This window comes from Sporolactobacillus spathodeae, assembly GCF_016908935.1.
Taxonomy (GTDB): domain Bacteria; phylum Bacillota; class Bacilli; order Bacillales; family Sporolactobacillaceae; genus Sporolactobacillus; species Sporolactobacillus spathodeae.
Map to the genome: position 1 here is coordinate 20088 of NZ_JAFBEV010000012.1, position 20731 is coordinate 40818.

Consider the following 20731-nt stretch of genomic DNA (forward strand, 5'->3'; position numbering starts at 1 on the left):
TTGATACCTTAAATTCTGCCAATTTTCGGCAATGTTTTTTTATTTTTCTTTTTTCATCTCGAATTGATTGACGATTTGCCGAAGTTCATCAGCCATGGAAGAGAGCTGTGTCGCATTATTAGCGATTTCCTCCATTGAAGCGGACTGTTCCTCAGCTGCCGCTGAAACATTTTCAGTCAGCGAGCTTGTCTTCTCTGAAAGTTGCGCGATGTGTTCAATCGTCCCAACAATTTGGCTGATTTCATCAGCGATCTTTTTGATTGATCCTGTCATTTGCCCTGTAGACTTCACGGCAAGCGACACTGTATTTTCAATTGCAGTGAAAGATTCGCCTGCCTGATCGGCGACCTGCATGCCCTTCTTCACTTCATGATCACTCGTTTCAATCGAAGCCGACAATTCATGCAGCTTTGCAAAGACCGTCTCCTCAACCTCCATAATCTGGCGGGTCGATCCTGCCGACTGCTCAGACAATTTGCGAATTTCTTCAGCGACAACCGCAAAGCCTTTTCCATGTTCGCCGGCGCGGGCTGCTTCAATCGCGGCATTGAGTGCCAGAAGATGCGTTTGTCCGGCAACATCGCTGATCATCTGGTTAGTCTCATCAATCAGTTGCATTTGCGTCACAAGATCATCGAGCGATTGATTCACCTGGTCGTTTGTTGTACGAATGGTTTTAATCTGGCCAATGAGTTGCCCGAGTGATTGCTTACCGCTTGCAACTTTCGTGATCGCATCCGATGATTCAGACTCGAGCACATTCGTCTGTCCTTTCAAACTTGCTATTTCTTTATTAATTATCTCAGCGTTTTTCTGCGATTGACTGACTTCCTGGGCTTGATCCTGGGCGTCAATCGCTATTTCCTGAATAGCATGCGCGACTTCGTCAGCTGTTGCTTTATTTTCTTCGGTTGAAGCAGTCAGTTCTTCAGACGACGCGGCAAGCGCGGCGGACTTTTCATCGACATGAGTGAGCACGTGTTGCAGCTCATCGATCATCCGATTGAAACCCTCACCGAGGTGTTCGAATTCTTGGAAACTATGAACATTTGCCCGCGACGTCAACTTCTTTTGCTCAACATCTTTGGCAACATTGATTAACTGCCGAATCGGACGAATTAGGAACAAAACACCAAAAAGCGCAATAAAGAAAGCAATCAAAGTCGTGATTAAGGTGATTACAAATGTTTTAACTAAAATCGCACGTGTCGAATTTTCTATATCTATACTTGCCATTGAGCCAACAACTTTCCAACCCGTTACCTGGTTGGTATCGAAGGCATCATGGAAAGCAAGCCCCTTATAAACGCCGTCAGCCATTCCTTTTGATACGCCTAACCTCTGTATCAAATTTTTATTGGTTGATTGCGCACCTGCGTTGAGTAGCGGATGCGCGATAATGGTGCCTGACCTTGTCAAAATAAAGCTGTAGCCATGCTGCCCGATTTCCACTTTTTTGACCATATTTTTTAGCGCGTCCAACTTTAAGTCAATACCGACAACACCCTTACCATCGGCTGTTGTCATCGAGAGCGTCACAACCGTTTTCTTCAGTATAATGGACCGATAAGGATCGGTAACAGTCAATTGATTCGGATGCCTCATTGCGGCTTGATACCAAGGCCTCTCTCGTGGATCAAGAGTCGCTGTTCGATCCTTTGGCTGCGGCTCATTAATAAAAATCCCTTTATTCGTCCCAATATAAACTTGCGCGGAGCTATTATCCGAATCCTTCTGAGACAAAAGAACAGAAGTAGCCGTATTGTATTTCCCTGTATTTACGGATTGTGCGGAAATATGTTTGGCCAAATATGTAAGGCGTGCTTCTTCTTTAAGCATGTCCTGAGACAAATTCTCATTCAACAGTTTGACGCTAATTTCTGCACTGTTGGCCATTTGATTCTTCAGGGCATTTTCGGAATTGATATAAGACATAAGACCTACAATCGTTGCTGGCAAAAGCGTAAAAAGCAGGATTGAGACAATCAATACCCTTTTAAGCGAAAGACTTTTTCTTTTTTTCTTTTTGCTTTCTTTCAAGTCGAATCACCAATTTTCTTTTCATCTATAAATCTAAACCATTTATCGGTATTTATTAAGGCAAGATTAAGCAGCATATCAAACGATTAATAAATTTATTGTTACCGAATTGTTAACTTTTTAATTTGGTGGTATTATAGTCTCAAGTTCTTTGTTCCTATTATTTTCCATCTTTTTAATATTTTACAGTCTAGAGGATGTAACCATGTTAGCTTCTGCTTCCCCGTTTTTCCTCACTTGTCCACAAAATGCATCACTCTCTTCAATCAAACGATGACTCAACTGACGTGTTTCAAAACTTGTTCAGAGGTGACTGGTCCGATGAAGTATTCTGAGATAGCCTTTCCTGAAATTTGTCAAAACGGCGCTGTCTATGACTTTCTTTACAAGCGTTATCAAAAATTATTTTACGGGCTAATTGTAAAGCGCTTTCAAAATTATGACTTTCTGTTCGAGTTTGATATTCACTGTATGTATCAGCAAGCTCGGGAAACATTGCACATCGTTGATGATATTTTTCAAGTTGACATGCAATCAGACCCAAAAAAGGCTGAGAGTGCCTTTCGCAAATATTTGCGTAAACTGGCTGGTATTGCAATGGACATTTATATTGAAAAGCGTAGCGAAACACGTGGGCAAATCATTCATGAGCGGCGCGTCTCTCCTACTTGTCTGCCTGTGCGATTAATCAATCATAAACGTGACGGCGTAGCGATGAAATCAATGTTATCGCCTGTAGAGTATGAATGTTACCACCTAACCCGTACATTTAAAATGTCTGAACAGGAAGCAGCTGTATTCCTCGGTATCACGCTTGAAAAAGTTCAAGCGAGAAAGGAACGGATCAGCAAAAAAATAGCATGGGAGTGGATGCAACTCTACCTAGATGAGGACGAATAGGTGTCTCCTCTTTTCACCGTGATACGTTATTCTATAGGAATACGTTTTCTCCAAGGCTTGAATGCCTCAAAAAGCCGCTTTTATCTATGGATCCTTTATAGCCCGTTGTTGTTTTCAATCATTTATTTGCCATGTGTTCGCTTGCCGCGGGCATCTCGCGCATTTTTTTCAGGAAAATCAACATTAAAATTTAACAGCGCCCTATCTTTAGAAAATGCTGAAAAACAATTAAAGAAGATTAGGCCGAGCGCCGATAAAACTGTTGGCAGTAGCTTTTCATCGCATCTGATTATCATAGAGGAGACATCATTATGAAAGCGATTAATAAATCATTAGAATCTGTGCTCGCATTCACGGCCAAAATACATATTCGAGCGCTTTTTATCCCCCTCATCATTCTCGTTTTTCTTATTCCGAATATTTTTGTTTTTTTCACGATTTACCGAGGCATCGAAAAACTGTGCCAAACGAAGCTGCACCTCAGCCAGGCCGGTATTAATGCCATCGCCTTTCCAATCATCGGCAATGTCGCTTTGATTGCTTTGATCTCGATCATCGTGGTCATTGTCTGTATTTGGTTTGCCGTACAAATTATTTTTCTTTCGCCAATGGCTCACTTTAACGAACATATGAAAGCAATCAGTCAGCGCATGCTGACGGGAAAGCTGAAAAAGACCGATGCAACCAATAAAGAATTTCAACTGTTGAAAAATAGTCTGGAAGAAATGACGCAATCGCTTCGATCAATTATTGACACAATTTCAGAGAAATCAAGAAACGTATCGACGTCTTCCCAAGAACTAACTGCCACTGCAGAAGAAAATAAAGCAGTCAGCGATGAAATCACGGGTTCCCTGCAGGCCGTAGCAGCGGGGGCTGTCGAACAATTGGAACGCGTCAACGGAGCAAGCCGAGAAACTGAAGAAATCACAAAGGCAATCGCTTCGATTACCATGCAGACCATCCAGCTCGCAAGTGCCGCTGGCGAATCCGCTCAATCGGTAACCAAAGGTCAAGAAAATATGCATCTGGCTACCGATCGGATGAACAAAATAAAGGGCACTGTCACTAAATTATCTGGATTGGTTTCAAATTTGAGTAATCAAACAAACGAAATCAACAAGATTATCCGAGCGATTAATGAAATTGCCGATCAAACTCAGATTCTTTCCTTTAATGCAGCGATTGAGGCAGCACGCGCCGGAGAACAAGGACGTGGTTTCGCAGTTGTTGCCGAGGAAATCCGTAAACTGGCTGATCAATCGGCCGACTCCGCGCAGCAAGTGCACCAGATCGTGACAAAAATCCAGGATGAAACGCATCAGGTCGTCGATTCGATGCAGATCGGGGTTACTGAAGTGGACCAAGGTATGGAAGCTGTGCAATTAACCGATCAGTCTTTCAAACAGGTTGAAGACTATTTTCATTCGATCAAGCAGCAAATTGACTCTGTCGATAGTGACGTCAATAAGATTTCGATTTCTTCCTTTAAAGTCGCTTCAACTTATCAAGCGCTCGAAGCGTCTGCCCATCAAACATCATCTAAGACGCAAGCCATTTCCGCCGCAACTGAAGAACAGGCCGGGGCCGTGGAAGAAGTGGCAAATAGTGCAACTGCTCTAGCGATCATCGCAGAAGATCTGAACAAACTCGTGACCTCTTTCAAAGTTTAATCGAGTCAAACAGATACTAATAGGAAAAAGCACGTTGTCTAAACATAGAAAAAAAGGACGGGAACCTCTGCTGTATCCGCAGGGGTTCCCGTCCTGGACGCGGCAAGCGAGCCCCTAAGTACCTTGCCAGTAATAAGGATCAAGTTCATTTTTGAACGCGAAAAAGAAATCAATTTGTCGCACAGTATTGAACAGTTGCTCACCATTCCAGTATAATAGTCCTGTATTGGTTCAACCTAAAAAAAAGAATAGAGTAATACTTAGCTGTCCCTATCTTTTGTACATAACTTCTTTAGGGATTTTATCCGAACAAGCATCCGGGCAGCCAAGAGAAGGAGCGGATTATGGTTAACGAAAACACGCCAAGTCGCCGTGCGTTCCGAAAGACAAAGAAAAAGCACCGCGTTCTGCGCTACGTTTTACTCTCGCTGCTAATTATTATTCTTGCAGCAGCTATCGCCGGATTTTATAAATGGCATCAGCTGAATCCGGAAAATCACTTCGCCCATCTGTCAGCGATCGGCGGCTCGTCAAACAGTCATTATAAACAAAAAGCAGGGACATTCAACGCCCTGCTGATCGGTTCCGATGCCCGCCCAGGCGATACGGCTAGCCATACGGATTCGATGGTTCTGATTCATGCCGATCTAAAAAAACATACGTACAATATGCTCAGCATTCCTCGTGATACACGCGTCTATATGGACGGCTATGGCTACACGAAGCTGACCAGTGTCCAATACGTGGCTCAGTCTGCGCATGGCACAAAAGCTGGGATTGTTGAAGCTGTTAAGGCTATTTCCCGACTGACCGGCGTACCGATCAACTACTATGCGGAAACGAACTATTGGGGTCTGCAAGACATGGTGAACGCGATTGGCGGGATTGACATGAATCTGCCGTTCCAAGTCAAGCTAACGCACGCATGGCACGCGCGTAACCAGGGTAAAGTTTTTGCAGCCGGTGTCCACCATTTTAATGGTGAAATGGTTTCTGAAGTGACGCACGAGCGCTATTCGCTTCCGGGTACCGATTATGGTCGTCAACAATTGCAGCAAGCCGCGCTTGTCGGCATCGCCAAGAAAATGATGCAGCCGCAAAACGTCACACGGTTCCCTGCCCTCTCCAAATCGATGTCCAAGTTCCTTATCGCGACCAATATGACGACGGATGACATGGTCAGCATTGGTCTCGGCGTGAAAGGCGATTTCCATCCGGAAACGCAATTTAAATACCGCCAAGTAAAAGGTAACGGAGCTAAGATGTATGACGATATACTGAAAGCGAAAAACGATCAAATTATTCTCGCACCTGATCAATTGCAAAATGTTATTAAAAACTATTTCACCAATTAAGACCTTTGATAGAAAAAGGACCGAAGCGTTCACATGACGCTTCGGTCCTTTTTTTGCTAGAAAGAAACACTTGGGGAATAGCCTCAAGACAGTTTCCATCCATTGAGTAGTTCAGAAAGACTCTGCTCAATCTCAGCCAATTTTTTCATATCCGCTTCATGGCGCTGATTAAAATCGTCATTGCTCCGTTCCAAACGATCAATTTCGTGACGGACTTGAATCAATTCTTGTTCTAGGTCCGCCTCTTTCTGGTATAACTTTGTCAATTCTGCCTGCGCGTCACTGCTGCGATTCTTTTTGGCCATCATTGTGACCCCCTTTTCAATCAGGTTGAATCTATCTTTTTCCCTTTGCCTGTAAAAACAAGGGGAAATACATTCGCAGAATATCAAAAGATATCCGAATATATTCCCCCGAGTCCGTGCCGTCTCATTTGTATCTATTTTAAATATACCATAGGCTGTTTACCATTGTTGCTACTTAAGTACTAGAAAAAGTTGGTTTTGCCAAGTTCTTTTTTGATCAATTGCGCTCCGGTCGCTTGCTTGCCGCGGGCGCACCGCGAGCCTCCTCAAACAATCAAATATCTGCGGGGTCTCGCTGGCACGCTGGTCCCGCAGGCGTCTCGCGCCTCCGCTGCATTTTCGCTCAAAATCATATACATTCTTAAATGGCTTGAAAAGCTTGGTTTTACAAAGTCATTTTTTGAATCAATTGCGCTCCGGTCGCTCGCTTGCCTATGCGCGCTAATTCACTGGCGAAGACGATTAAAACTCAGAAGCGAGAAGTCCCACATATTCCTTAAGCGCGGTGAACGTCACATCTCCGGATGACGGAACAAATTGACCCGGATAGAGTGCGAGTTGGCGACTCACCAGATAGTCTGTCGGATAAGGCTGCACGTGAATGCCGACTTTATCGAAATTCAGAACCGCACGCGGCATATGAAAAGCGGATGTGACAAGAATGGGCTGTTTTAGATGGTGCGCGTCAATAATTTTCTTCGAGTTAATCGCGTTCGTGCGTGTTGTGATGCTTTTATCCTCAATTAAAATTTTATTTGGTGGAACGCCGAGCGCGATCAGCTGCCGACGACCAATTCGCGCTTCCACCCCGCTGTCCGGATAAACTTTTCCACCTGACAAAAGAACTGGCAAATGCGTCCCCTTGTACAGACGATAAGTCGTCAACAGTCGATTGGCCGCGTCGCCGGAAAGCTGGCCGCGACCATTCATATCCGGCGTGCCTAGTGTTGCCCCGCCACCAAGCATAAGAATCACATCACCATGTGGCTGTGCAGGCAACGTGTAGCGCGTTTCCAGCGGATGAATGAGCAAAATACCAGTAAGCGGCAGGCAGAGTACATAGATGAAAATGCACAGACCGCCTGTCCAACGCCATGCTTTATTTCGGCGGCGTACTAGGCCGATAGTCAAAAGCATCAGCAGTGTGACGATTAATCCGGGCGGTAAAAGAAAACCGTAAATAAATTTGATAATGTATTCCATGACAGTCTCCAATTTCTTTGATGGACTACGAGCCAGATTACATCCTATTTTACCGCTTTTCCTACTCGGTCAAAAGCGTTACTATTTCCTTACAAAAAAAAGCGTTCGCCCGAAATACTAAGGCAAACGCTACGAATTTATTAGGAATATAATTTGTCACACACCTTGACCAATCAATCAGTGCCAATCGGTCCTTCTAATTAGATAAATGCGCAATACACTGGCGATTGGGCAGCGATTTCTACAGCATACCCTCAGTCAACTTGTTTCTGTTTTTCTCGCCGGGCAAAACGCAGCATGCGAACCACTTTTCCTTTGTCTCTGATGCACCATCTATCGGTGCTGCTTATTTGAACAATCGAAAACTTCCTCCGTTTGGCATGCATGTTTCGATCATCATCTCCGTTATTTTAAAATCAATAAAATCTCAAGCTGGCTTCTATCTCATACCTGACAACGGTACAATCCGCCTCGGCTGCATCGAAGAAACCATCCGTTTAGTTATGAATCAATATTTAACCTACGCTCACGTCATCAGTGACGTCATTGAATGGTCACATAACTTATGCTGCTTGCTAAATGTCGATGCCATCAAAAATGCACAGCCGAATTGACAAGATGTTCCGGCCGTCCATTACGGCAAATCCGTTGAACAAGCTGCGCCAAAGCTGTTTTTCGCGCACCATAAAAAGAATCCTCGGAAACAAACGCGGCATGCGGCGTAATCACTGCGTTTTCTAGAGTAAAAAGTTCACTTTTCGCGCCAACCTCATCCTCAATCACGTCAACGGCCGCAGCTTGGATAGCACCGCTTTTCAGTGCACGGACGAGAGCCGCCTCATCCACCACCCGACCGCGTGCCGTATTGATCAGAAAAGCCGTTTTTTTCATAAGCTGGAGTTCTCGATCAGAAATCAAATGTTCAGTCTCAGGAATAAGTGGACAGTGCAACGACAAGATATCCGAGCGCCGCAGCAATTCATCAAATGAATTCGCTTTTTCCGCGCCAAAACCGGCGAGGTATTCGGCAGTTTTAGTCGGCGCATAAACCAAGATAGATAATTGTAACCCACGAAGCATCGGAATCATTTTTTTCGGAATGCTTCCGAAAAAATAGAGACCGATCGTTTTATTACTTAAACGATGAATTGGATAGCCCAATAAAGGGTCCCAGCTGCCCGCGCGAACCGACCGATCGAGCGCGGTAATTTTTCGTGCTAAATCAATGATCAAACCGATCGTATGAAGTGCCACTTCTTCTGAACAAAAGCCGGGGCAATTGGTCACGCAGAGGCCATGGTCGGTCGCCGCGTCCAAATCGATATTATCAACACCGATAGATTGCAGTGCAACGATTTTCAGCTGAGGCAGCTGCTCGATGATTGGACGCGTCACCTGTTGGTATTCGACGACAGCGCCTGCTGCATCCCGCGCTTCTTCCACAAAATCGCCTTCCTTGGCCTGAACCAATTCGAGATCAGTGATGCCCCATTGTCGGAGCAAATCGCTCTCATAGTCTAACGTATCGTCGATCTGGTAATATAAAATTTTCTTTTTTTCCATTGATCCAGTCCCTTCGAAGAGTTTAGGCGTTAAGGACTTCGTCGAATGAACGATCGAGAATTGATAAGCCTTCATCAAGCTCCGTCCGAGTTACGTTCAGCGGTGTCGCAAAGCGGATGACATGATCGAAAACCCCACACGATAAAAGCAGCAGGTGATTGTTCAGACATTGCTTGCGGACAGCGGCCAAAAGATCACCGGCCGGGCTGCCGTCTTCATGTGACAATTCAATGGCGAGCATCAAGCCAAGACCGCGAACGTCGGAAATACAGCTGTATTTTTTTTTCAACTCGAGTAGCTTTCTTTTCAAATAAACACCATTCTCAATCACTTGATCGAGAATATGTGCCTGCTCAAATTCATTAAGCACTGCGAGCGCTGCCGCAGCGCAGATTGGGTGGCCTCCGAATGTCGTCCCGTGCCTCCCTGGATGCCATTCCGCCATGATTTCCTCTGTTGACAAAATCGCGCTCATTGGCAATCCGCCAGCAATCGCTTTACCGATAGTCATGATGTCCGGGACCACATCAAAATGCTCGCAAGCGAACATTTCACCGGTTCGTCCATAGCCGGATTGGATCTCATCAAGGATCAGCAAAATGCCATGACGGATACAGCGCGCGCGAATCTCCTGAATAAACCTTTTTGACGGGACCACATAGCCGCCTTCCCCTTGAACCGGCTCCATAATAATTGCCGCCACCTGTTCCGGCGCAACGAGATAACGAAACAATTGATCGAGCTCATTCAGGCAGTAATCCGTTCGTTGTGCTTCATCGAAGCCTGCCGGACAAAGATCTTTGGACGGATAAGGAATAAAATAAACCGATCCAACCATCGGTTCATAATCGTACCGATACTTTGCGTTCGACCCTGTAACGGACATTGCGCCAAATGTCCGGCCATGAAACGAGCCTTTGAAGGCGATGATCGCTGGCCGCTTCGTATAGGCCCTTGCCAATTTCAAAGCGCCATCAATTGCTTCAGCGCCACCGTTTGAGAAAAAAACAGAACTCAAGTTTCCCGGCGCGCGTTCCGCAAGTCTTCTGGCAAGTTCCAAAGTCGTCGGGTAATTGACGAGATTGAACGAGGCATCAATCAACTTTTCGGTCTGCTTCTTAATCGCGTAAACAAGTGCTGGATGGCCATGGCCAAGACAATTGACAGCGATGCCCTGGACAAAATCAAGATAGCGGCTGCCAGCCACATCAGTCAGATAGCAGCCGTGACCGCTTTCGATAATCAAATCTGTCGCTTTCGCGAGCGCCGGGCTCAAATACGGCTGATAATCTGTAAACTTCATGCCCATCCCTCCGCTTCAGAACAGACGCGCCCACTTGCCGCGTTTATTAGCTATATACGTGCAGGACATGAAAAAAATACATCATATTTGATTGGCCTTCATCTCAAACTGTATCTACAGATCGTGATCGTTGCTTTCGTTAGTTAAGCACGTCTTTCGTCTGTTAAAACTGTAACCTATGTTAACATCACCAGTTAACACCTTCGGTTAACAACATTCGGTAACATCCTGTGTTACAACATCCCGATGTCCCGTCTGCTATACTGCTCTCAGTGCCGAGGATATTGCGTAAAATGTCCTCGTGCAATACACAGGACTGGGAGGAAAAAGATATGGCACGTATTACATTGCCTTATGACAAAACAACAATCACGGCAGCTATCCGTGATCAAAATTTAGCTGGCATACTCACATCCAAAGCCGAGAACTTCCATACTGATAAAACGGAGCAAGAATTGGTCGAACAATCACTCGACCAGCCGATTGGTTCACCGAAATTGGAAGAGCTGGCTCGCGGCAAGAAAAAAGTCGTCATTATCAGCTCCGATCACACGCGGCCCGTTCCATCGAAAAGAATCACACCGATTCTCTTGCGCCGGATCCGTTCCGTCGCTCCCGATGCTGACATCAAAATTCTCGTGGCAACGGGCTTTCACCGACCATCAACCAGAGAAGAATTAATTAATAAATACGGTGAAACAATTGTCCAGAACGAACAAATCATCATGCACGTCTCAACTGATGATTCTGCAATGGTACGGATCGGCACTTTGCCATCCGGCGGCCCCTGCATCATCAACCGGATCGCTGCTGAAGCTGATTTGTTAATTGCTGAGGGCTTTATCGAATCCCATTTCTTTGCTGGCTTCTCCGGTGGACGCAAATCCGTGCTTCCCGGGGTCGCCTCCTACAAGACGATTATGGCCAATCATTGCGGCGAATTCATCAACTCGAATCAGGCACGCACGGGCAATCTCCAGCACAACCCGATCCATGAAGATATGGTTTACGCGGCTCGTACGGCCGGATTGAAATTTATCCTGAATGTGGTACTTGACGGCGACAAACATATTATCGGTTCATTCGCCGGTGACATGGAAGAAGCCCATCATGTTGGCTGCCACTTCGTCGAAAGTCTCGCTCAAGTCAACAAGATCCCCTGCGATATCGCCGTCGTCACAAATGGCGGTTATCCACTCGATCAGAATATCTATCAAGCCGTTAAGGGGATGACCGCAGCGGAAGCCACGAATAAAGCGGGCGGCGTGATCATTATGGTCGCTGGCTGCGCCGATGGACACGGCGGCGAAGGGCTCTACCACAGTATCTCGGAAACGACCCCGGAACAGTTTCTCAATCAGGCGATACATACGGCGCGCCAAGAAACGATACCCGACCAATGGACCGCGCAAATTCTGGCCCGTATTTTAAGCAAACATCATGTCATTATCGTCTCTGATCTCGTCGATCCGCAAATCGTCACCGACATGCATATGGAACCTGCCAAAACGCTAGATGCCGCGCTTGCGCGTGCCTTCGCACGTCAAGGTCAGGACGCGAAAATCACCGTCATTCCCGACGGTTTGGCTGTTGTCGTCAAATAATATCAAGGAGGACTTATTATGGAGCCTTTGCTCTCTGAAAAATTAGCCCGTCTACAAGCCCTTATGCGTGGCTACCAGAAAATTGCCGTCGCTTTTTCTGGCGGCGTCGACAGCACGCTTTTATTAAAGATTGCCCAAGAAGAACTTGGCGACAACACGCTCGCTGTGACGATTGAATCGCCAACGATGCCGCCTCAGGATCTCGCCGACGTCCGCGATTTCTTGACACAAAATCATATGCAACACACAATCATTCCGCTTGATCAGTTAGAGACGCCTTCTTTCCGTCATAATTCGTCGATGCGCTGCTATGTCTGCAAATCAATTGAATTCACCGCGATCGCTCGCGCGGCTAAAGTATACGGGATTACAACACTCGCCGCCGGAATCAATGCCGATGATCCGGCCGATTATCGTCCTGGACTTAAAGCACTCGCTGAAATCGGCGTGGTTCGCCCGCTTCAGGATGCTGGTCTGACAAAAGCAGATGTACGGGCTCTAGCGAAACATTATGGATTGAAAAGTTGGGATAAACCGGCAAGCAGCTGTCTGGCCTCGCGCATTCCCTACGGCGAACGGATTACACGAGAGAAGTTGCAAAAAATCAGTGCCGGCGAACAGGTGCTGCGTCATCTGGGCTTGAAAAACCTGCGCGTTCGCTGCCACCATGGCAATATTGCCCGGATCGAAGTCAGTCCGACCGAACGCTCTCTCTTTTTCAACACGAGAATTATGGATGAAGTCGCCGCTGCCTTCCGTAAAATCGGCTTTTCCTACACCGCGCTCGATCTGAGTGGTTATCGTTCCGGTAGCCTGAATGAAACACTTGATGACGAAACAAAAAACAAAGTGAAGATGCGTATCAATGGATCAAGATAAATTGAGGATGTTGCTGGAGCATTTGCAGCATGGAAAAACAGACATCGAAGAAGTAATGGAGCGATTAAAGGATCTGCCTTATGAAGATATTGGCTTTGCCAAGGTCGACAATCATCGTGAACTACGCAATGGTTTTGCCGAAGTCATCTATTGTGCCGGAAAAACGCCGACGCAGGTTCAAGGAATTGTTCAGGTCATGCGCCGTGACGGTGCGTCAATTCTCGGTACACGCGCGTCTAAAGAACTCTTCAAAAGCGTCCGCGCGATTGCTCCTGAAGCCGTGTACTATGAAGACGCCCGCTGCATCGTGATTGATCCAAAAAAGAAAAAACAGGAAGAGCCGTTGATTGCTGTCGTCTGTGCCGGCACTTCCGATATTCCGGTTGCCGAAGAAGCTGCCGTAACAGCAGAAACATTCGGCTATCCGGTCGATCGAATTTATGACGTCGGTGTAGCAGGTCTGCATCGATTGCTTGGCGAAATGCCGCGTTTGCGCCAGGCAGATGTCGTCATCGTCATTGCCGGCATGGAAGGCGCCCTCGTCAGCGTTGTCGGCGGACTCGTGGATCGGCCGGTGATCGCCGTCCCGACAAGCGTCGGTTACGGAACCAGTTTTCACGGCATCACCGCACTTCTCGCAATGCTGAACAGTTGTGCCAGCGGTGTCACGGTCGTCAATATTGATAATGGCTTCGGCGCGGCTTATTCAGCATGCCTGATGCTCAAGATGAATGAAAGGCGGATCAATCATTGAAAACACTTTATCTCGATTGTTTTTCTGGTATCAGTGGCGACATGCTGCTCGGTGTATTGCTTGATTTAGGCCTCGATGCTAATCTGTTTATCACTGAACTGAAGAAACTTGATCTCGACGGCTACTCGATAAAAATTGCTGCAAAAAAGAATTACGGTATCCAAACGACGGACGTCGCCGTTCAGCTTGATCCAATCCCCGAACACCCGAGCAGCAGCGGTCACCACCACTCACGAAATCTCTCCGATTGCTTGGAAATTATTGAGAAAAGCAGTCTCTCTGATCAGGTGAAAAAGAACGCGGCACGCGCGTTCAAGGAAGTTGCGGTCGCTGAAGCCCATGTCCATGGCCAATCGATCCATGAAGTCCATTTTCATGAAGTCGGCGCCACAGACAGTATCATCGACATCGTTGGCACCTGCATCGGTTTGGAAATGCTCGGCATTGAGCGCGTCTATGCCTCGGCGCTACATGACGGCACTGGTTTTATCACCTGCGCGCATGGCCGTTTGCCTGTGCCTGTGCCGGCGGTTGCTCAAATGCTTGCCGCTAGCAAAGCGACCATTCCCTATATTCAAGAGGCGATTTCGACCGAACTGATTACGCCAACCGGTCTTGCACTCATCAAAACAATTGCCTCCGGATTCGGTCGAATGCCAGAGCTGGCGATACAAAAGATCGGTTACGGCAGCGGCAAACGCGACATCCGCCAGTTAAACGCGCTGCGTGGCATCGTCGGCGAATCATCAGGGCCAATGACCACAGATAGTGAGACCGTCATGCTTGAGGCAAATATTGACGACCAAAGTAGCGAGTGTCTCGCCTATTCGATGACACGGTTATTCGAGAATGGCGCGCTCGACGTCTTCTTTACACCGATTTATATGAAGAAAAACCGGCCAGCTTTCAAACTCTCCGTTCTCGCAAAAAAAGAGGACGAACAAAAACTCGCCCGGCTGATTTTCGACGAGACAACGACACTCGGTATCCGAACCTATCCGTGTGCACGTTATACGATGAAGCGTGATTTTCTGACGGTTGAAACGCCATTCGGATCGATTTCTATCAAGCATGCTTTTGGCAACGGGATCGATAAATACACGCCTGAGTTTGAGGACTGTGCCCGACTAGCGCGCAAGCATAAACTGCCACTGCGAAAAATTTATGATGCGGCGCAGCAAGCAACTTTTGAAACAGTAAAGGATTAAACAACTATGCTAGAATCATAAAAGACGTCTGGTTGCTTAGCAGCCAGACGTCTTTTATTTCACAACATTTTCTTCAAGATACTGAATGTTTTTGATGTAAATCTTTGATTGAATAATCTCAATGATGTCCTGCTCTCGAAGCTGGTGAAGCATACGATTGACACTGTTCCGCGTGCTGATGCCGGTAAATTTCGCTAATTCTTCATTAGTAATCACAAAATCAATCAGAATGCCTTCTTGAAAAGGCACGCCGAATTTACGCGTAAACCGGAGCAGAATCGTATACAATGCCTCTTTCTTGCCGCTCATCGAAAAATCACGGATTTTTAAAATGGCATCATTTAATTCCTTTCGATAAAAGCGATAGACCTCCCGCTGCAATTCCTGATCCTTATAAACATCCTGCCAAAATTCAATTCGATTGACTTGGTAGAGATAGGCACAATCGGTCTCAACGCGCACATTATAAGGCGCGAGCGGTTCTGCGATATTATCCTCACGTAGCAAGGAGACAATTTCGCCTTGCTGCAGATAGGACACGTTAAATTCCCGACCATCCTTTAGGATCAAACTTGATTTGACAACGCCTTCTTTCAGCATCCAGACATAAGATGTGCTGAATCCCGAATAGGTGATATATTCATTCTTGCTTTTCTTGATAATTTGCGCCTTATGCGTCATAAAATAATTGACAATGACGGGATACCTCATCAAACCAAAACTCCTGTCAGAATAGGATTGAAAAAACTTGGTTATCCCCCGTTCTCTGAACGAAAGTAAAGCCTTAGTTTTTCTTATACGTAGTTCCACTGAAATCTTTTATATTCTTAACGTATATGTAAAGCCATACATCACTTTACGCTTTTTTAATGATAACACAGCACGTGTTGAACACATGCATCGTTTTAAGGCGATTTGTCAAAGTTAAGCGCGGCTTTCATTAGTTTAGCGCCCTAAACGTAGCCAAGTCCTTTTTGAACAATTGCGCTTCGTTTGCTCGCTTGCCGCGGGCGCCGCGCGTCTCCTCAAAAAAGCGAGAATCTACAGGGTCTCACTTGGTTCACTTTTCCCGCAAGGTGCCAGCGCACCTCGCTGCATTTTTATGCGAAAAACTTTCTTATCTCTCAAAAAAGCCCCGGGCACATGGCACCCGAGGCAGAATAAAAATCATTCACATTCCGTTTGTATTGTAATAAGAAATATTTTTGTCGACGGCGCCGACGACCCCATTCACTTTTCCCGCGCTGGTATATTGCCAGATATCCGCAGAAAAACCAGGTCCTAGTGCCTCATTGCGATAGCGCGCCAGCCAAATTAGGAACTTTGGTTGTGCCGGCTGCGTTTGTTTGATGCGGTTCAAATCAAGCGAGGTTTGAAAAAAACTTAAATTGGAATAAATACCAAGATGGTTCAATCCGTCTTTGCGCATGCGGCCCAGGAATGTGAGAACATTCCCCGTTAATGCGGCTTTGACCGAACTTTTTGAAAGCCCGTTCGTCGTTTCTACATCAAGAAACAAATAATTAACCGATACGCGGCGCTCGGAAGCGACTTTTTTGATCACCGAGGCGAAATGATCGGCTTCTTTTACCGCGCCGCTCGTTGTCTTGGCCCTGAAGAAATGATACGCATTAACGACAAGTCCCGCGCGACTGGCAGCCACCGCATTTTTTTCAAAGGTTGGATCGACATAGCTTGCCCCATCAGTCGCCTTGGCGATGATAAAAGAATTGCCCGCTTGTTTCACTGCATTGAAATTGACGGATCCTTGGTAATGGGAAATATCGATGCCGTATTGCTGTGTGACCTTTTTTTGATCATAAGAAACCGGTTGGATCGCTTGCAGCGACTTAAACGTGACAAAACCCGTCGCACCGTCTTTTTGAACGAGCGCATAGGTCGCACCTTTACCGAGCACCGTCACTTGATCGCCTTTTGTCAGCTTCTGAAACGCTGATGCCGGCTTGCCAACCTCGCGGAATAGATTGGTAGAATCAGCAGTCACCGTTGCAACGTATGTACGAAATGGGGCGGTTGCCAGATAGCTTTTCTGAACGAACCCCCAAACATGACCGGAGCGAATCAGCGCGTACTTATTCCCTCTGCCAAGTACGGTTAGCCGATCGCTCATCCGAAGCATCCCGCGCGAAATAGAGTGAACGTTTGCCTGGCTGCGCACCTTCAGCGTATAAGAAGACACATACGCCGTATAGCTGCGGAATGGTCTCCAGCTCAGATGGCTCATCTGCACATAGCCGAATGTGTTGCCGTAACGCACATGTGCGTACTTGCCACGCCGTCCAAGAACAGTCACCCGATCAGCCATGGCAATCATACGCAGCGTCTTGAAATGCGTACTCGGCGCATTTCGAATTTTCAACGTATAGGACGTCACATAGGCGCTCGGTGATGCGGCCTGAACCGTTCCGTCTGTCGGAAAAAAGATTGCAAGAAACATAGTCAGAAAAATCAAAAATCCAGCCACAGTTTGTTTGCCTTTAAAACGCACGACTCACTTTCCTCTCCTCATACAAATGAGTTTTTCATAGTTTCAGAGAAAAAAATCGGCCTTGAATGCCGGTTGCCCTCTCTGTCTCTGTCATTATAAAGGACTTATGGGATTTTTTTGATAAGTTTTGAGAATTACCGAAATGTACCAATTTTGCACTTTTTAGCGAGCAACTGGGAAATAATTTGTTGAGAAAAACTTTGCCCCACCAAATCTTGTTTGGCAAAAATGACTTTGGCTGCTCGCTTGCTGCAGATGCACCTTCGTTTCATTTTTTGTACAGAATCTTATAAATTACTAAAAAATGAAAAAGGGGCTTGACCAAGTTTTTCTTAAAAAAGCGGGATGTTAGAAATGAAGGGGGTGAGGCGCCTGCGCCATGATCATGTTTCTATGATAAACTATCACTGTTAGCTTTTATTTTTGATGAATTCGAGGGATTGGCAATGAAAAAAAATTCGCATGCATCATGCACGAGCTTTCTCGCCGGCAAAAAGGCAACACTAGACGGCTCGACGATGATTGGACGTAATGAAGACAATTATGTCGTGCTCGCGCCGCAGCGCTTCGCAGTGCATCCGCATCTGGAACGCGATCACGAAGAGACCTACCATTCACATCTCAACGGCTTCACGATTGACCTGCCGAAGGTGCGTTTCCGCTATACATCAACACCAGACGCTGTTGACGCTTACGACACTTATGAAGGATCTGGCATCAATGAAAATAACGTGGCAATGAGCGCAACAGAAAGCATCTACGCCAACGCGCGCGTGCTCGGCTACGATCCGTTGAACACAGAAACAGGCATTGCCGAAGAAAGCATGAACACCGTTGTGCTACCGTACATCACCTCAGCCCGCGACGGCGTGCTGCGCCTTGGCAAGATCGTCGAAACACACGGCGCGGCCGAATCAAACGGCATGCTTTTCGCTGATAAAGACGAAGTTTGGTATATGGAAATCGCTACCGGCCATCTCTGGGCGGCGCAGCGGATTCCTGATGATTGCTACGCGGTTGTCGCTAATCAAATGGCACTTCAGGAAATCGACCCAGATGATCAAGAAAATTTTCTCGTCGCGCCTGGTCTCGTTGATTTTGTCGAAAAATATCATCTGAATACCGGCTTCGGCACGCTCAATTTCCGTAATATCTTCGGAACACAGACCGAATTTGATCACCATTACAACACACCGCGCGTTTGGTATAGCCAGAAATTCCTGACACCAGACGTGGAACAGAGCCCGATTTCCAACGATCTGCCGTTCTTGCGTAAAGCTAATCGCAAACTTGGACCGGAAGACGTGCAATTCGTGCTTAGCTCGCATTACCAGGAAACACCATATGATCCGCTCGGCAACGGTTCGAAGGAAGACCGGACCCGTTTCCGCGCCGTGTCACTGAACCGGACGCAGAATTCGCACATCATGCAAATTCGGCCAAACGTGCCGGATGAAATCGCCGGAATTCACTGGGTGGCATTCGGCACCAACGTGTTTACGCCATCTGTTCCTTTCTATACATCGATCAGCAAAGTACCGGAAAGTTATGCCGTTACTCCGGAAAAATTGACGATGGACTCGGCATACTGGCTGCATCGAATCATCGCGGTCATCGCTGAACCCCATTTCCGGATGTTTGAAAAATCGGTCAATGATTTCAAAAATAAAGTGCACAGTTTATGCCTTGCCAATCTGGCAAAAACAGACGCTCAGATTGAAGCGGGCGAAGCCTTAAACAGCCAGCAGTTGCTCGAGGCGGCAAACGCGCAAAATGCAGCGATCGCGAACGAAAAAACACTTGAGCTGCTGCAGCAATTGACTACCGACTCGCTTGCCCTATCAAAACTGAGTTTCACAATGGATGAGAATTTGTAATCGTAACGTATAAAAAAGAGCTTTCCGAACGCTGGAAAGTTCTTTTTTTAATGCCTTATTTTATCAGTAAATTTTTTTCGGGTAATTTCTCAACAAGACCTGCTTCGCACAATTGACGAAACGCGCGACTGATTGTTTCTGGCGCTAGTCCAATATAGTCCGCTAAATCCCGTTCTTTCATAGGCAGATGAAATAAGATGCTGCCATCTGTCTGCTGCTGTCCGATTTTCATTGCAATATTTTGTAGAAAGGCAAGCAGCTGTTCACTCGCCCCATCGAAAAGCGAAGCCGAAAAACGCGTCATTAATTCTTGACTTTTTTTAAAAAGAAACTGAGTCAATTGTGTTTGAAGCTGAGGAACTGAAGCAAAAAGCTTTTGCGCCTGAGCTGCTGGTAACAGAAAAAGAGTCGTGTCCGTAACGATTTCCGCACTCGCAGGATAGATTCCTCCCTCTGTAGCCAAACCCACATGCGGAAAAAAATCCCCATTTGAGAAAAAACTGGCTACCCACTTTTTCCCTTGTTCGTTTTGATGATACGTACTGACCAAGCCGTCTAATACAAAATAATAATGCGACAGCCGCTTCCCTTGAAGAAAGAGAAGCTCTCGAGCCGAATAATCGCGGAACACCCCCATCTTCTCAACTTCCATCTGCTCCTTCTCGGATAAATCAGCAAACCAGCCAATCGCCTTAAAACGTGACATGATGCCACCTCACCTTTGTTGTATCAGCAAATCATCCCAAGATGATCGATTGTTTCTTGATCGAGATCAATGTCTTTGTTTCGCAACACCCTTATTATAAATGATAGAGATTATCAATTAAATCATAAAGATTAATCTTGTCAAATAGAGGAGGAAAAAGTAATGGATGTATTGACCTTTCAACCTACCGATACAATGAAAGAAAAGCTCTATCAAGATAGCGCGCAAACGATTGTTCACTTATCACTGAAAGCGGGGCAGAAAATACCAGAACATCACGGTGCAGATGCAATCGTGACAGTAATTCCTGTTCGCGGCGAAGTGATTTTCTCAACGCGTGAGCAGTCCGTGACCCTTTCACCTGGAAAACTGGTTCGTTTAAATGCCCAGGAACTTCATGCTTTAGAGGCTACCCAAAACAGCGACATCATTGTTGTAAAATGGAAAAAGGAATGAATTTGATGAGCAGCAACAAAAAATATACCTTTACCCTTGTCGATAAAGAGACGTGTATCTCGTGCGGTGCCTGTCAAATGGCTGCGCCTGATATATTCGGTGAAGACGACGATGGCTTGTCCTTCTCATTGATCGACGATAATAAAGGAATAAAACCCATACCAGAAGATTTACTGGACGATCTTGAAGACGCTTGTGATGGATGTCCGACTGAATCCATCCTGGTCTCGAATCACCCCTTTTCAGCCGACGCAGTAGAACAACAAGCTGAATAAGTGAGCAGAAAAATCGAGTTGTCCATTAGAATGTGGCTTTTGATCGTCCGGCTTACCTTGACCACACTTCGGTTTTTTGTATACCGCGGGCGCCAGAGTGCCTACGCTGCATTTTAACCAC

The 20731-nt window shown here is 46.3% G+C and carries 19 protein-coding genes; 11 read left to right on the forward strand and 8 right to left on the reverse strand.

Annotation, left to right across the window (positions count from 1 at the left end; all coding sequences use genetic code 11):
* Positions 1–39 precede the first annotated feature (39 nt).
* Positions 40–2040, reverse strand: coding sequence for a methyl-accepting chemotaxis protein (locus JOC27_RS07555; protein ID WP_205006633.1), 2001 nt, complete (start codon positions 2038–2040; stop codon positions 40–42).
* Between the two features lie 321 nt (positions 2041–2361).
* Here JOC27_RS07555 and JOC27_RS07560 point away from each other — a divergent pair, with 321 nt between their 5' ends.
* From JOC27_RS07560 to JOC27_RS07570, 3 genes are all read left to right on the forward strand, one after another.
* Positions 2362–2940, forward strand: a complete 579-nt coding sequence (locus JOC27_RS07560) for a hypothetical protein (protein ID WP_205006635.1) — start codon at positions 2362–2364, stop codon at positions 2938–2940.
* A 311-nt stretch (positions 2941–3251) separates the two neighbouring features.
* Complete coding sequence (locus tag JOC27_RS07565) at positions 3252–4613, forward strand: methyl-accepting chemotaxis protein (protein WP_205006637.1); 1362 nt, start codon at positions 3252–3254, stop codon at positions 4611–4613.
* A 344-nt stretch (positions 4614–4957) separates the two neighbouring features.
* Positions 4958–5968 (forward strand): LCP family protein, encoded by a 1011-nt coding sequence (locus JOC27_RS07570; protein ID WP_205006639.1) that lies wholly within the window; start codon positions 4958–4960, stop codon positions 5966–5968.
* An 83-nt stretch (positions 5969–6051) separates the two neighbouring features.
* On the opposite strand, the gene JOC27_RS07575 is transcribed toward JOC27_RS07570, so the two are convergent.
* A complete protein-coding gene (locus JOC27_RS07575; protein WP_205006641.1) occupies positions 6052–6273 on the reverse strand; it encodes a hypothetical protein in 222 nt (73 codons plus the stop codon).
* 462 nt (positions 6274–6735) lie between these two features.
* The gene (locus JOC27_RS07580; protein WP_205006643.1) at positions 6736–7476 is read right to left on the reverse strand and encodes a YdcF family protein; all 741 of its coding nucleotides are present in this window, start codon (positions 7474–7476) and stop codon (positions 6736–6738) included.
* Positions 7477–7826: 350 nt separating this feature from the next.
* On the opposite strand from JOC27_RS07580, the gene JOC27_RS07585 reads away from it, so the two are divergent.
* Positions 7827–8090, forward strand: a complete 264-nt coding sequence (locus JOC27_RS07585; protein ID WP_205006644.1) for a hypothetical protein — start codon at positions 7827–7829, stop codon at positions 8088–8090.
* Here the strand turns inward: JOC27_RS07585 and JOC27_RS07590 are convergent.
* Entirely contained in the window at positions 8068–9039 is a 972-nt protein-coding gene (locus JOC27_RS07590; RefSeq protein ID WP_205006646.1) for a C-terminal binding protein, read from the reverse strand. The genes JOC27_RS07585 and JOC27_RS07590 overlap by 23 nt on opposite strands.
* 22 nt (positions 9040–9061) lie before the next feature.
* On the reverse strand, positions 9062–10342 hold the full coding sequence (locus tag JOC27_RS07595; protein ID WP_205006648.1) for an aspartate aminotransferase family protein: 1281 nt from the start codon (positions 10340–10342) through the stop codon (positions 9062–9064).
* A 332-nt stretch (positions 10343–10674) separates the two neighbouring features.
* On the opposite strand from JOC27_RS07595, the gene larA reads away from it, so the two are divergent.
* From larA to larC, 4 genes are read left to right on the forward strand one after another with little or no spacing between them, the layout of a single operon-like run.
* Positions 10675–11946, forward strand: coding sequence for a nickel-dependent lactate racemase (gene larA / locus JOC27_RS07600; RefSeq protein WP_205006650.1), 1272 nt, complete (start codon positions 10675–10677; stop codon positions 11944–11946).
* Between the two features lie 18 nt (positions 11947–11964).
* Positions 11965–12825 (forward strand): ATP-dependent sacrificial sulfur transferase LarE, encoded by an 861-nt coding sequence (larE, locus tag JOC27_RS07605; protein ID WP_205006655.1) that lies wholly within the window; start codon positions 11965–11967, stop codon positions 12823–12825.
* The gene (gene larB, locus JOC27_RS07610; protein ID WP_205006662.1) at positions 12812–13579 is read left to right on the forward strand and encodes a nickel pincer cofactor biosynthesis protein LarB; all 768 of its coding nucleotides are present in this window, start codon (positions 12812–12814) and stop codon (positions 13577–13579) included. Before larE ends, larB begins: the two co-directional genes overlap by 14 nt.
* Positions 13576–14787, forward strand: a complete 1212-nt coding sequence (gene larC / locus JOC27_RS07615) for a nickel pincer cofactor biosynthesis protein LarC (protein WP_205006670.1) — start codon at positions 13576–13578, stop codon at positions 14785–14787. The genes larB and larC overlap by 4 nt, the downstream gene beginning before the upstream one ends.
* Positions 14788–14841: 54 nt before the next feature.
* On the opposite strand, the gene JOC27_RS07620 is transcribed toward larC, so the two are convergent.
* Together JOC27_RS07620 and JOC27_RS07625 are read right to left on the reverse strand one after the other, a co-directional pair.
* Positions 14842–15498: a Crp/Fnr family transcriptional regulator gene (locus JOC27_RS07620; RefSeq protein WP_205006671.1), complete on the reverse strand. Its 657-nt coding sequence runs from the start codon at positions 15496–15498 to the stop codon at positions 14842–14844.
* Between the two features lie 460 nt (positions 15499–15958).
* Complete coding sequence (locus JOC27_RS07625) at positions 15959–17296, reverse strand: GH25 family lysozyme (RefSeq protein ID WP_205006673.1); 1338 nt, start codon at positions 17294–17296, stop codon at positions 15959–15961.
* Positions 17297–17742: 446 nt separating this feature from the next.
* Between JOC27_RS07625 and JOC27_RS07630 the strand changes: the two genes are divergently transcribed.
* Complete coding sequence (locus JOC27_RS07630; protein ID WP_205006674.1) at positions 17743–19173, forward strand: C69 family dipeptidase; 1431 nt, start codon at positions 17743–17745, stop codon at positions 19171–19173.
* A gap of 55 nt (positions 19174–19228) precedes the next feature.
* On the opposite strand, the gene JOC27_RS07635 is transcribed toward JOC27_RS07630, so the two are convergent.
* Entirely contained in the window at positions 19229–19879 is a 651-nt protein-coding gene (locus JOC27_RS07635; RefSeq protein WP_205006676.1) for a Crp/Fnr family transcriptional regulator, read from the reverse strand.
* Positions 19880–20041: 162 nt separating this feature from the next.
* On the opposite strand from JOC27_RS07635, the gene JOC27_RS07640 reads away from it, so the two are divergent.
* On the forward strand, positions 20042–20335 hold the full coding sequence (locus JOC27_RS07640; RefSeq protein WP_205006678.1) for a cupin domain-containing protein: 294 nt from the start codon (positions 20042–20044) through the stop codon (positions 20333–20335).
* 5 nt (positions 20336–20340) lie between these two features.
* Positions 20341–20610: a ferredoxin gene (locus JOC27_RS07645; protein WP_239530038.1), complete on the forward strand. Its 270-nt coding sequence runs from the start codon at positions 20341–20343 to the stop codon at positions 20608–20610.
* Positions 20611–20731: the final 121 nt, after the last annotated feature.